The organism is Nitritalea halalkaliphila LW7 (assembly GCF_000265075.1).
Lineage (GTDB): Bacteria > Bacteroidota > Bacteroidia > Cytophagales > Cyclobacteriaceae > Nitritalea > Nitritalea halalkaliphila.
This window is the reverse complement of record NZ_AJYA01000022.1, coordinates 1-11903: the sequence shown is the minus strand read 5'-3', so window position 1 is coordinate 11903 and position 11903 is coordinate 1. Positions and strand designations below refer to the sequence as shown.

At 44.4% G+C, this 11903-nt stretch carries 11 protein-coding genes and 2 pseudogenes; 11 read left to right on the top strand and 2 right to left on the bottom strand.

What is annotated here, in order from left to right; all coding sequences use genetic code 11:
• Positions 1-37 precede the first annotated feature (37 nt).
• Complete coding sequence (locus A3SI_RS08595) at positions 38-559, bottom strand: hypothetical protein (RefSeq protein WP_009055127.1); 522 nt, start codon at positions 557-559, stop codon at positions 38-40.
• Positions 560-797: 238 nt separating this feature from the next.
• Between A3SI_RS08595 and A3SI_RS08590 the strand changes: the two genes are divergently transcribed.
• The 10 genes and pseudogenes from A3SI_RS08590 (at position 798) to A3SI_RS18895 (ending at position 11225) form a co-directional block, all read left to right on the top strand.
• The gene (locus A3SI_RS08590; protein WP_040670515.1) at positions 798-1826 is read left to right on the top strand and encodes a TolC family protein; all 1029 of its coding nucleotides are present in this window, start codon (positions 798-800) and stop codon (positions 1824-1826) included.
• Positions 1814-2101 (top strand): TolC family protein, encoded by a 288-nt coding sequence (locus A3SI_RS21585; RefSeq protein ID WP_083836469.1) that lies wholly within the window; start codon positions 1814-1816, stop codon positions 2099-2101. The genes A3SI_RS08590 and A3SI_RS21585 overlap by 13 nt, the downstream gene beginning before the upstream one ends.
• On the top strand, positions 2098-3192 hold the full coding sequence (locus A3SI_RS08585; protein ID WP_009055124.1) for an efflux RND transporter periplasmic adaptor subunit: 1095 nt from the start codon (positions 2098-2100) through the stop codon (positions 3190-3192). Before A3SI_RS21585 ends, A3SI_RS08585 begins: the two co-directional genes overlap by 4 nt.
• Positions 3189-6315: pseudogene (locus A3SI_RS08580) on the top strand (efflux RND transporter permease subunit). Before A3SI_RS08585 ends, A3SI_RS08580 begins: the two are co-directional and overlap by 4 nt.
• Positions 6316-6762: 447 nt before the next feature.
• Entirely contained in the window at positions 6763-7449 is a 687-nt protein-coding gene (locus A3SI_RS17355; protein ID WP_162098438.1) for a protease inhibitor I9 family protein, read from the top strand.
• Positions 7419-7985: a S8 family serine peptidase gene (locus A3SI_RS17350; RefSeq protein ID WP_083836467.1), complete on the top strand. Its 567-nt coding sequence runs from the start codon at positions 7419-7421 to the stop codon at positions 7983-7985. The genes A3SI_RS17355 and A3SI_RS17350 overlap by 31 nt, the downstream gene beginning before the upstream one ends.
• A 324-nt stretch (positions 7986-8309) precedes the next feature.
• Positions 8310-8552, top strand: coding sequence for a hypothetical protein (locus A3SI_RS08570; RefSeq protein WP_040670513.1), 243 nt, complete (start codon positions 8310-8312; stop codon positions 8550-8552).
• A 92-nt stretch (positions 8553-8644) separates the two neighbouring features.
• Positions 8645-9841, top strand: coding sequence for a DUF4221 family protein (locus A3SI_RS08565; protein ID WP_162098437.1), 1197 nt, complete (start codon positions 8645-8647; stop codon positions 9839-9841).
• Between the two features lie 353 nt (positions 9842-10194).
• Positions 10195-10983, top strand: coding sequence for a hypothetical protein (locus tag A3SI_RS08555; protein ID WP_009055122.1), 789 nt, complete (start codon positions 10195-10197; stop codon positions 10981-10983).
• Positions 10984-11060: 77 nt separating this feature from the next.
• On the top strand, positions 11061-11225 hold the full coding sequence (locus A3SI_RS18895; protein ID WP_156810235.1) for a hypothetical protein: 165 nt from the start codon (positions 11061-11063) through the stop codon (positions 11223-11225).
• Between the two features lie 231 nt (positions 11226-11456).
• Here the strand turns inward: A3SI_RS18895 and A3SI_RS23550 are convergent.
• Positions 11457-11659, bottom strand: a pseudogene (locus A3SI_RS23550) (ATP-binding protein); the annotation flags it as partial.
• A gap of 51 nt (positions 11660-11710) precedes the next feature.
• On the opposite strand from A3SI_RS23550, the gene tnpA reads away from it, so the two are divergent.
• On the top strand, positions 11711-11903 hold a 193-nt coding region (gene tnpA / locus A3SI_RS20620; protein WP_009055121.1), incomplete at its 3' end, for an IS66 family insertion sequence element accessory protein TnpA.

Here is an 11903-nt window from a genome sequence, read left to right as displayed (position 1 = left end):
AATTATTAAGGAAGAATACGCGAAGAACTGTTCCATTTTACACCGCCTGGTCAATTGGAATGTATCCAAAACGACTGCTCTGCTCCGAATCCACCAAGTGGAGGAAAATAAGCTCTAGCAGCTGAGCAACTTCCTGCACCGAGCCATCCCCGAGCTCTTGTAGGACATTTTCATTAGAAGATGTAATTTGACCGGAGGTCAGACATAACTGAGCGTCCACTAGGCCTTCAACAGCCAGCATTTCTTCACGGATTTGGACGCGAATAGTGTTGGTATGATCCCAATCAAAACGATCGTGAAATGCATCGGAAACTTGGAATACCACAAGCCAGCCACCTGCTGACTTTTGAATGGAATGGATGGCTGTAATGCCAAAAGTCTCCAACAGAGGGTTATCGATAGGACCTGGGCGCAATTCCGGCCGCAGCTCAGTAGGTGGAAGATCGGGAGCTGTAATCGCTGGCGCCTCTAAAAAGACAGGAGTTTCCACCTCCGTACAGCAGGTGAGGACAAGCATACTGAAACCCAAGATAAACATGCGTGAAAAAGAAACGTACATAAAAAAAGTAGTAAAGTTGAAAATAATTAAAGCTGCAAGGTAAGCCCTCCGATCGGGAAAAGTAGGAGAGGAAACGACAAGAAACGCTTACGACGTCGCCACTACACACATTTCTCACCCTATTTAAACACAGGTTGGGAAACAAATCCCGATTTTTGATGTTTAAACATTTAATTTCAGTGTATTTATGAGGCTTTTTCGTGCACTATTTTTATATTTCGTCTGCTGTAGTTGCTATTTGGCCACCACGTTATCGGTTGTTGCTCAGGAAACGTATGACTTAGAGGCTCTCTTTACGCATGCGAGTACCCAGCTTCCTCAGCTGCGCATGGCACGCTTAGAAGAAAAGATTCAGCTGACCGAGCAGCAGGTAGCGCTCGCCGGCTGGTGGCCCCGTGTTGGCGTAGAAGCCGATTATTTTCGCTTCTTCCAGCAACCTGTAGCTATCTTTCCAGACTTTAATAATCCCGAGTCAGGTCAGTTTCAGGAGGTAGAAACGGGCGTACCCTTTAATTCCACGGTAAATGCCTTTCTCGAACAGCCGCTATTGAATAACCGCCTCATCCAGGCCAAGCAGCAGCAAAGCGCTGTCGAAAATGCCCAGCGTGCCCAGCTGGAAACCCTCCTCGCGAACCAGCAAAAAGAAATTGCGCGTGCCTTCTATTTGGCCTTGGAGGCGCAAGAAGAAATTTTGCTCCGTCAGGAGGACCTTACCCGACAAAAACGCCAATTACGAGATGCAGAGGCACTCGTTCGAGCAGGTTTACGCGATCGTACCGACATCAAGCGTGCGGAAATCGCACTTTTACAAACTGAAGCGGCGCTATTTGAAGCAGAACAACAAGAAAAGGCAGCTAAAGATCTTTTAATCAGTCGTGTAGGTTTAGATCCTGAGCAGAAGTTTACCCTCCAAGCCGATCCCCCCAATACCCTGCTCGAACCCGAGCTTGCTGCGGAGCGCTTCAACTGGCGAGACCGCCCCGAATACCGCTTTTACCAAGCAAGTTTAGAGCAGCAGCGGGTGAATTTGGCCTTCGCTAAGAGACAATTTCTTCCCGAAATCTCAGCTTTTCTCAATTACAACCTGCTATTTCAGACGCCTAACGGCCCAGAACTCTTTAATCAAGCCTTTCCCAATTCACTTACAGGCTTTCGCTTTAGCCTACCGCTGTTTACCGGAAACGAAAGAAATCTACGCATTCGACAGGCGCGATTTGCGGCGGATCAACAGAATGAAGCACTCCGGCAGCTGGAATTAGACTCCTAGCCGAGGAGGGGCAGGCTAGCGCTAATTATCTAAGCGCTTATAAGCAGTTAGAGACCCAGCGTAAAATCGAATCCCTCGCTCAGGAGGTTTTCGAAACGATCCAGCTGCAGTACGAGCAGGGCATCGTGAATTTCCTAGAGGTCATACAGGCAGAAACCGATTTGGCCACCGCCCGTATCACCGCCCTAAATGCCTTTTACCGCTTTAAAACCGCCGAATGGGAGTTGCGCCATGCTCGCGGCACCTTGGACCTAAACCGCTTTTTGAACCTATGAATCCACGTTTTTCTCTTCTTTGCCTCCTTTTTATCGGCCTGAGCGTCAGTTTTTCTTGCTCGGAACCACCGGTGGAATCTAGTCCCACGCTAGTGGAAGTAGCCCCTGTGGAACAGACCTCGCTGCGACGTACCTACCCCTTTTCCGGCACGGTGCGGGCGCTGGAGGAAATCGAAATTCGCGGAGACGTGGCAGGCTACATCACGGCCATTTTTGTGGAAGACGGTGCGCGTGTGCGCAAAGGAGACCGCCTCTTCGAAATCGATCAAAGCAGGTATCAGGCCGGAGAAGCAGTGGCGGAGGCCAATCTGGCCATCGCCAAAGAGACATTAAACCGCGTTCAAAAAGATTTTAAACGCTACGAAGAGCTAAAAGAGGCGGAAGCCATCGCGACCCAGCTTTATGACGATGCCCGCATCGCACTTCGGCAGGCTGAACTCGAGGTGGAGGCGGCTACGGCAGCTTTGCGCACCGCGCAAACCGACCGGGCCTATGCCAATATACGGGCCCCCTTTACGGGAACAGTGGGCTTTAGTGAGGTGCGCCTGGGAACCCTCGTACGCCCGGGGGAAACCCTACTCACACGCCTATCATCGGATGATCCCATAGGCGTGGATATTTATCCCGATGCAGCCCTTCTGCCACTGATGATGCAGTGGAAGGAAGCAGGGGAAGCCATAGGCCTGCTTCGGCTTGGAGATCAGAACTACCCGGAAAAAGGACGCATCAGCACCATAGACCGGGCTGTGGATGAACGTACCGGGACCATCCGCGTTCGCCTGCTCGTGCCCAATCCTGAGTATCGCCTGAAACCAGGACTACCCCTGAAGGTCCAAGTGCCTGAATTCGAGGAACGAAGTCAGCTGCGCATTCCACTCACCGCCGTAAAGGAACAGATGGGAGAGTTCTCGGTCTTTGTCCTTCAGGAAGATAGAACCGTGCGGGAACAAAAAATCAAACGCTCATTTCAGGCGGAGGGCTACATGATCATCGAGGAGGGATTGACCGAAGGTCAAAAAGTCGTCGTCAGCGGCGTGCAAAAGCTTCGTTCCGGTGATCCAGTGCGTATAAAAGAGGAGGAGGCAGCATGATCGCAACGTACTTCATTCGTCGCCCAAAAACGGCTATCGTTTTTTCACTTTTCATCACCCTTTTCGGTGTATTGGCTATTTTACGCCTGCCTGTGGCGCAGTATCCTTCCATTACGCCACCCGTGGTGCAAGTGACGGCTACCTACACGGGGCGGATGCAGAGACCATCGAGCAAACAGTGATCACGCCCCTCGAAACGGAAATCAACGGAACGCCGGGCATGGCCTACATCGAAAGTACGGCCAGTAGCGATGGACGGGTGACGCTGAATGTGACCTTCGAAGTGGGTACAGATGTGGATATCGCCGCCGTAGAGGTCCAAAATCGCGTCGCTGTGGCCGAGGCGCTACTCCCGGAAGAGGTCCGTCGTCTGGGGGTTACCACCAAAAAGCGAAACCCAAGCATCCTCCTCATTGTCTCGCTGTTTTCGCCAGAGGGGTCACACGGCATCGACTTTATCAATAATTACATCAATATTTATGTAAAAGAGGAGCTCCTCCGTGTGCCGGGAGTGGGGGACATTTTCGCTCGAGCAGAGGATTTTAGCATGCGCATCTGGCTGGATCCTGAAAAAATGGCGGCCATAGGCGTGGGCGTGGATGAGGTGCTCGGCGCTCTGCGGGAACAAAACATTCAGGTGGCAGCCGGACGAGTGGGCGCTCCTCCACAAGCAGATGCACAGGCCTTCGAATATACAGTATTTACAAATGGTCGCTTGCAAGAAGTCGAAGAATTTGAGCGGGTTATCGTCAAGCGCAGTGCAGATTCTCAGGCGCTGGTCTTCCTAAAAGATGTGGCCCGCGTGCAGCTTGGGCGCTTTGATTATGCGACCAACAACTTTACTGACGGCCTCCCCGCAGCCTATTTGTTGGTGTACCAGACCCCGGACAGTAATTTGTTGGACACAGAAGCGGGCATCCGAGAGACCATGGAGCGTCTGAAGGAGCGCTTTCCACCCGATTTGGAGTATGTGATTCCCTTCGAGTCGGCGTCGGTGGTGCGAGCCTCCATTAATGAGGTAGTGAAAACCCTCTTTTTGGCGCTAGCCTCGTCTCCGTCGTCGTTTTCTTATTTCTGCAGAACTGGCGTGCGACGCTGATTCCGCTGCTGATTATTCCTGTATCCATCATCGGAACCTTCGCTGTATTTTTGCCTCTGGGTTTCACGATAAATACCCTCACGCTATTTGGCTTTGTGCTGGCCATCGGTATCGTGGTAGATGATGCCATCGTCGTGGTAGAGGCCAGTTTAGCCCTGCTGGAGTCAGGAAAGCGTAGCGTAAAGGAGGCGGTGGAGGAGGCCATGGGCCAAATATCAGGCCCGGTCATCGCCATGTCGCTTATCGTTGCAGCCGTTTTTATCCCAGTAGGCTTTATCCCGGGAATTGTGGGACGCTTGTACCTACAGTTTGCCATGGCCATCGCCGTATCGGGCTTGATCAGTGGTTTCGTGGCACTTTCCCTTACTCCTGCCCTATGTGTTATGCTCTTAAAACCTATAAAAAAAGAGGAAAAATCTGTTCTTGCTGGGTTTTTTACTGCCTTCAACAGGGGCTTTGATCGCTTTCAAGGGCTTTTTCAGTCCGGCATGCGACGTGGACTGCGGCGTACTCCGATCGCCCTCGGTGTTTTAGTGCTTTTGGCCTTAGCCACAGTCGGTATGTTCTCCCTGAAAAGCACTGGATTTATTCCTACCGAAGACGAAGGCCGCCTCTTCATTACCTTCGAACTTCCTGAGGGTGCCTCCACGCGCCGCACTTTGACCGCTATTCAAAAACTCATGGAGTACCTCGATGAGCAGGAGGAAGTGCTGCATTATTCAGGTGTAACCGGTCTAAACGCGGTCAACTTTGCCACCAAAACCAGTGCGGGAACGGTATTTACGCAGCTGCAACCCTGGGATAAGCGAACCGGTAAGGGGCAGGGAGCCTTCACGGTGAAAGCGCGCATGGAGCGAGAGCTGGCGACCCTTTTGCCGGAGGCCAATGTGGTCATCATCGCGCCCGCCGCTATTCCGGGTTTAGGGAGTACGGCCGGCTTTACCTTTAACTTGCAGGCCTTAGATGCCACGGGCAGTGTGAAGGACTTTGAAAATAACCTGCAGGCTTTTCTGGCGGAACTTCGAGAGGATGAGGCCATCGGCAATGCTTTTTCCTTTTTCAGTGCTTCCACACCGGCGCTGCGCTACAACTTAGACCGAGAAAAAACAGCTGGTTTGGGCCTCAGCATCGGGCAAGTGTATGAGGCCTTGCAGGTCTATTCGGGGAGTTTGTATGTGAACGACTTCATTTTATACAATAGGAATTTCCGGGTAATCGTACAGGCGGACAGCGCTTTTCGTCGCTCTGAGGAAGATTTGCGGCGACTTTTTGTCCAAAGCCCCGATGGGAGCAGGGTGCCGCTGAGCAGCTTGTTCGAGGTGGAGCGCATCGAGCAGGCGCCCTTGATCACGCATTTTAATCTTTTCCGCTCGGCAGCCATTAATGGAGAAAGTGCCCCCGGAAAAAGCTCGGGAGATGCCATAGCGGCCCTGGAGCGGCGGGCGGCAGCGCTACTTCCGGCTGGATATAGCTACAGTTTTTCAGGTATCAGCCGGGAAGAGGTGGCGGCCGGATCGGCTACCTTTTTTATCTTTACCTTATCCATTTTGATGGTGTTCCTCTGTTTGACCGCCTTATATGAAAGCTGGAGCCTTCCCTTCACTGTGTTATTTGTCTTGCCTGTGGGGGCTTTTGGCGCCATTTTGACCTTGTTACTTTTCCCTTCCTTGGATAATAATGTGTACGCGCAGATAGGCCTGCTCACGCTAGTCGGCCTGACGGCCAAAAATGCCATCTTGATCGTGGAGTACGCGAAGGCGCTCGAGGAAAAAGGGGAGGGGACACTTCGCGCTGTATTGACCGCCTTCCAACTGCGTTTCCGCCCTATAGTGATGACGTCTCTGGCCTTTATTTTTGGAGTTTTACCTTTGGCTTTTGCGACAGGTGCAGGTGCCTTGGCTCGGCAGACGATCGGCTGGACAGTCTTTGGCGGCATGCTCGCAGCGACTTTACTGACCCTGGTTTTCGTACCTACACTCTATGTGGTAATCGCGAAGGGGCGCGGTTCCGGCAAGGCAGCATGAGGTTAAAATCCTTGCTACTACGGTAAACCAAGTATGTTTTAGTGCCAAATTTTACTTGGGTAAAGGGTATTTTTGCAAAATATACTATGTGTTCGTATCAAAATAATTTTTGGTTCATAAACTAAATTACTTCCATCCAAGGATTTTAGGCAGAAAGTCTGGTGTTTTCTGGGTAAAAACGCGCTGCTGTAGCTAGAGAGAAGAAAAAAAATCGAAAAAATATTTTGCCTTTTATGGGCTAATAAATGCTTTTTATCTGCATTATTCTGTTTTTAGTCCTTAATTAAGGCTTTAATTTCATTTTTAAGCGAATAATTCGTTTGGAATCGGTTTTAAATTTTTATTACTTAGAGAACCTTTTTGCAAAAAGCCCATGTACAAAATTTTATTTCAACTTAAATCATCTTACGAATGTGTTTGAAACATTTATCTAAACCAGCCATAGGCTTGGCCTTTTTAGCTTTTATTGGTTTTAGCTGTACAGAATCTCTTTACCCGGAGGATTCACTAAGTGAGACGGCGCTAGTAGAGGCAGACCCGAATAAAAAAATTATCCCGAACCAGTACGTGGTGGTGCTCAAATCGAATACCATGCAGACTGTTGACATGTACCAATCCCGCAAAAACCCTGATGTTCGTGATGGGCGCGAGGCGCTTTATGAAAGTTTCCGTAAGGACATGAAAGAAGAGGTGCAGCAAGCCTTCCGACTTCGTGAGGAGCAGGTGTTGGACGTGTATGGCGCTGCTTTAGTCGGCTTTTCTGCTCAGCTGGATGAAGCGCAACTTGCTGAGTTACGTGCCGATGAGCGCGTAGACTTTATCGAGGAAGATTTCGAAATAGAACTTTCCTATTCAGTAGGCATGCCAAGTTACTTTGACATCGCTGCACCTATGCAGACAGGTCAGGTAACCCCGTGGGGCATCACGCGAATCGGTGGTGCAGTGAATGCAGCAGGATTAAACCGCTGGGCTTGGGTGATCGACTCGGGTATTCAGTTAAACCATCCTGACTTAAATGTTAATACGCAGTTTGCGCGTTCTTTTGTACCGGGCGTCACTTCCGCGACTGATCAAAATGGTCATGGCACCCACGTGCCGGGACGATCGCTGCCATCAATAATAATTTCGGTGTAATCGGTGTTGCGGCAGGTGCAACAGTCGTTCCAATTCGTGTTTTCGGAGCTACAGGGGGATCTGCTAACTCTGTGATCATCGCGGGAATCGATTATACAGCGCAGAATGCTTTAGCGAATGATGTGGCCAATCTCAGCTTAGGAGGACCCGCTTCTTTAGCCAGCGATAATGCGGTGCGTAACCTAGCGAACCAAGGTGTTTTCGTTGCTATCGCTGCGGGTAATGAAGCGCAAAATGCAAACAATGTTTCTCCGGCGCGTGCCACAGGAACACGCTTGTACACGGTTTCGGCTTTCGACATCAACAATAACTTTGCGTCGTTCTCCAACTTCGGGAATCCTCCTATTATCATCTCCGCTCCTGGGGTGCAGATTAACTCCACGTGGATTAATAGTGGCTACCGTGCTATCAATGGAACGTCTATGGCTACGCCGCACGTAGCGGGCATTTTGTTAGCAAACAATGGAACGCTGCGCTGGTCAGGATTTGTGAATAACGATCCGGATGGCAATCCAGACCGTATGGCGAGAAGATAATGCTCCCCATACGAATAGGTATCTAATTTAATTTGGTATAGTTTATTTCTTTAAAGGAGTGCCGGCGGGGTCGCTAGGCACTCCTTTCTTTTTTTTCTTATCTTTTCGATCGTTATGGTTATTTAAATGACATGTATGAAAAAGTTTCATTGAAAATCAGACACTTACTTTAAATATTTCAAAAAAATCTAAAACTAAGCTTGCAAATAAAATTTGGGGGGGTATATTTAGTTTGAAAATTTATTCATCGGCCGAGTAAATAGTTTTTCATTTACCTATTTCTAACCTGCTTGAAGTATTTTTGGAGCTTAACTTACAAATTAAATGAAAAATTTAGCAAAGTTAATGTTTGGTTTATTGATGTTGGTAGGTTTTTTTGCCCCACTCAGCATCACGGCGCAAGGTACAGATTATGAGTGTGTTCTTTTTGAAGGCAGTCAGTCTGGCTCAGATGCTTCTGTTTTGGTTTGCGATGGATTTACAATTGTATTTTCCTCTATAACAGATTTTGGGGCATGTCAAGGCGCTGCTGGTAATTGCTCTGGTGGCTATTCAAATACGCCATAGAAATGTATTGACCCGCTTTTTGATCTGTAATTCTCTAAGCGGGTCTTTTTTCAACAAATTGAATGTTTTTGATGACCAAAACTTTAAATTCTATGAGGTTCATAAAAATAGATATTTGGCATGGTGTAATTTTTCTATTTTCCATGTATAATGTATCATGCAATGAAAAAGGTCAAAAGGATAATGTAAATAATGTAGAAGAATACTTAACATCAAGCCTGACTATACCTTTAGATTCAATTTCAAATTTTGAGTTCAATTTTATTCAATCTATCAATTCTGACGATGGCGAAGAACTTGTAAATCTCAATAAAATTGCAAACACTTTAGATTTTTATAAGGTGGAAAATGGTGAATTAATTTCTCGGATTTTTTTAAATGATGATGAGAAGTTCGGGAGATTTACTCCTCAAGGGTTTTATTATCACAATGAAGATTCGATTTTTATTTTTCCCCAAATGACTTTGAATGGGACTTTACTATTAGATAAAAATGGTGAAATCCAAAAAAAATACCTTCTCCCAATCCCTGAAGATTCAAATCATCCTTTGGCGCTGAATCATCCATCCGTGCCTTCATCTCCGACTATATATCATGAGAATAAACTTTATGCAGCTATCGGATCGCTAAAGAGTTCAAGTCATGGAAACGGAATTGATCCAAACACTAAGATATATCTGGTTGCCGATTTGTTGAATAATGAAATAATAATAAACAATACATTAAAGTACCCCAAATCATATCACAACAGATATACAACAAATCACCATATTACCTTGCTTAGAGAATATGTCAAGAATGAATTTATTATTAGTAGTTACCCTCTTCTTGATTCCTTATATATTCATGATATGGATTTCAATCTTCTTTCAACAAAAGTTGCAAAAAGTAAATTTTTCGAAGGTTTTAAAGAAATCCCTAAAAACACACCTGTAGAAAATTACACAAAGTATATTGTTAGTGAAAGTTCCTATGGAAGATTAATCTACGATCCTTATAAGAAATTATACTATAGATTTGTTTTGATAGGAAGGTTTTTCGATGAAAATGAAGATTCTGAGTCAATTTCTTCCAGAAAAAACAATTTTTCAGTACTTGTTCTCAATAAAGACTTTGAACTGCTAAATGAAATAGTCTTTCCAGGCTCCACCTATTCCAATTACTCTGCCTTTGTTGGAAAAAAAGGACTATATCTACCCAAAATAAATAGCTACTATAAAAATTTATCAGAAGACTACATTACTTATGACATCTTTGATTTTGAAAAAAAAATAGTATATCAATTTTAGTATTAATCTGTTTATTCAGTTACTCTTGCTATAATAAGGAAAAAGAATTGCGAGGAATTGATGGATTTAAGGATGCTTTTGGAATAGCCACCGAGAGCAGATTTTTATTAGTTGATATTGATATATGTTCAAATTGTATGGCTACATCTGTTATAACTGCAAAACAACATCAAAAAAAAACCAAAAAACCAGTCTATATAAGCGTGCATTCAAAAATCTAAAAAAAATTCAAACAAATTTAAAAATCAAAACAATCGATCCTCAACTAACCTTATGGGATAGCACTGGTTTATATAAAACATTTAGAATAGAAAACTTATATTTTTATAAATAAGGTCTAAATCCAAACTATCATGAAAGTAAAATCAAAGATCATCCTTCTTACCTTTTGTATTGCTTACCTGTCTTGCCAAAGTAATAGTACAGTACCTCTTGAAGAGTTAAAGATTGATTTTTCTTCAACACAAAAAACGATAAACGAAAGCTCTAGAAAAATAACTGCATTTTCACCTTCCTATTTTAAGATAAGGGACAGAATTGTTATTTATTACCCAATTAAATCTGAGGTCTATATCATGAATCTTGAAGGTGAACTATTAGAAAAAAAAGAATACGGAAAACTAATTAACCCATATACTGTAATTGAATATTCAAAAACTGCATCAGCATATAAGGAAAATTTATACCTTTTATTCCATGATCATATTACCATATTGAATATTCACACATTAGAAGAAAAAACCATAGCTTTCAAATTTCCAAAATCACCGTCAGAATTTTCTCACTTCCATTTTATTTCTGAAGATGAATTCCTACTTAGTTTGCATGAACTTAAAAAAGAAAAATCAGAATTATCATTTTACAAAGGCAACTTGAAAACAGGCACTTTTGATTTGATAATCAATGAAAGAGTTGATGGTTTAAATCCTCCTTTTGGTGCAAGTAAAATATTCCATGATCAATTAGCTTTTGTAAAAATTGATGAATCAAAAATTAGGTTTTTTGATTTTTCAGGAAATTTACAAAAAGAGACAAAATTTGAGACACCTTCGAAATACACTTTTCGAGAAACCCTGTTTTTTATTCCAATGAAATCCATTCAGCTCCTGATTTACCATTTAGTGACAAATTTACTGATTTAGACATATTCGACGATAAACTATACCTCACTTACAAACTCTTTACTGACAATATTAAGAACAAGTATCAAAACACTGCCATGATGATGGTATATGATTTGAAGTCTAATATCAAGAAAGAATTTGAACAGCCTGTCGGATATTACATGATGGCAGGAAATGGCCAGTTTTTTAGTTTGATTGAGGATAATGGTCGAACTATTTTAGAATATAAAATTTTAAAGAATGGATTCAAGCTGGAATAGAAAAGGCTTAATTCAATCTTATGCTTTTTTATACGTTGTAATTCCTACTATTTTTAAATCTTCATTTATTAAAATAATTGTGTAACTATATCTATTCCCAGAATCATCATTGATCCATATTTCATTAGGATTTTGAAAAACTACTAGAATGGTGGATATTTCGGTCTGACCATGCCAGTCATTTCGGTCAAACCGTGCCACTTTGAAAGATCGCTTAAAGTAGGTTAATTTTTATTCATTTTTCAAGACTCCCTTCCTTAAAGATTCTCCTTTGAGATCTATTCGATGTGAGGAGTTTACCAGTCTGTCCAATATAGCGTCTGCAATAGTTCCTTCCCCAATGATGTCATACCATGCTGAGACGTGCCAAGGGATGAAACAATGGTTGAAGTCTCATTGAATCTGTCGTCGATAACATCCATCAATAGTATCCGTTCGACGAACCCCATATTTTCTGTAGGCGAGGGATTTTGTAGTCTTGCGGAATGGAAAGAAGAGATAAAGCGTTTTACCAGGAGCTTTACCGGGAATGGCTTAGCTCTGGTTTAAAGAAGTCTGTGTTTGCTGCAAACCGTGGGATTAATCGAGCTACGTTCTACTACTGGTGCAAAAAGCTAGAAGTAGTAAGTGAGCCGATTTCCGAGCCATTCACAAGCTTTAAGCGCCTTGCAGCTTTGG

What these genes read in the sequence shown, in the direction of transcription:
- A3SI_RS08565 (WP_162098437.1), top strand. Translation starts at nt 8,645, where the DNA reads ATGAGGTTCATAAAAATAGATATTTGGCATGGTGTAATTTTTCTATTT.
- A3SI_RS08555 (WP_009055122.1), top strand. Translation starts at nt 10,195, where the DNA reads ATGAAAGTAAAATCAAAGATCATCCTTCTTACCTTTTGTATTGCTTAC.
- A3SI_RS18895 (WP_156810235.1), top strand. Translation starts at nt 11,061, where the DNA reads ATGATGATGGTATATGATTTGAAGTCTAATATCAAGAAAGAATTTGAA.
- A3SI_RS08570 (WP_040670513.1), top strand. Translation starts at nt 8,310, where the DNA reads ATGAAAAATTTAGCAAAGTTAATGTTTGGTTTATTGATGTTGGTAGGT.
- A3SI_RS08585 (WP_009055124.1), top strand. Translation starts at nt 2,098, where the DNA reads ATGAATCCACGTTTTTCTCTTCTTTGCCTCCTTTTTATCGGCCTGAGC.
- A3SI_RS08595 (WP_009055127.1), bottom strand. Translation starts at nt 559, where the DNA reads ATGTACGTTTCTTTTTCACGCATGTTTATCTTGGGTTTCAGTATGCTT.